Origin of the sequence: Psychroflexus planctonicus (genome assembly GCF_014640195.1) — a bacterium.
In the GTDB taxonomy this organism is placed as follows: domain Bacteria; phylum Bacteroidota; class Bacteroidia; order Flavobacteriales; family Flavobacteriaceae; genus Psychroflexus; species Psychroflexus planctonicus.
Genome location: NZ_BMGM01000032.1, coordinates 1 through 560, shown reverse-complemented (window position 1 = coordinate 560; position 560 = coordinate 1). Strand labels below are relative to the sequence as shown.

Here is a 560-nt window from a genome sequence, read left to right as displayed (position 1 = left end):
AAGAAAAAGAAATTAAACTTGATATTGTAGAATACGTTAAAAGTGATGATGAATTAAAAGAACAAATTCACAAAATATCTACTATTCCAGGAATTGGTGAATTAACAGCTACCATTATACTAGCAGAAACTAACGGCTTTGAGTTGATAAGAAATAAAAGACAACTTACTTCTTATGCAGGTTTAGATGTGAAAGAAAAACTATCAGGGACATCTGTAAAAGGTAAACCTAAAATATCAAAGAGAGGTAATAGATATTTAAGAAAAGCAGTTTACTTTCCAGCATTAACTGCTATTAGACATAACCAATTTCATAGTGAAACATTTGTAAGATTAGTAGGTAGGCATGGTATTAAAATGAAAGCATTGGTGGCTATTCAAAGAAAATTACTGGAGTTAGTTTATATTTTGTACAAAAATAATACGGTTTATGACTCTAAATATGAAGAAAAGAAAAAGGCTTTGCTTGAAAATGCAAAACCTTTAGAATCTAGCTTATGCTGATTTTATACAAATATAAAAAAGTCTAAATATTCCTTTGCTTTTAACACAGAATCTTCG

Annotated in this window: 1 protein-coding gene; it reads left to right on the top strand. The window is 28.6% G+C overall.

Going from position 1 to position 560, the window contains the following annotated elements; genetic code table 11:
- A partial coding sequence (locus tag IEV72_RS13600; RefSeq protein WP_188459665.1) for a transposase occupies positions 1-503 on the top strand: 503 nt, incomplete at its 5' end.
- Positions 504-560 lie beyond the last annotated feature (57 nt).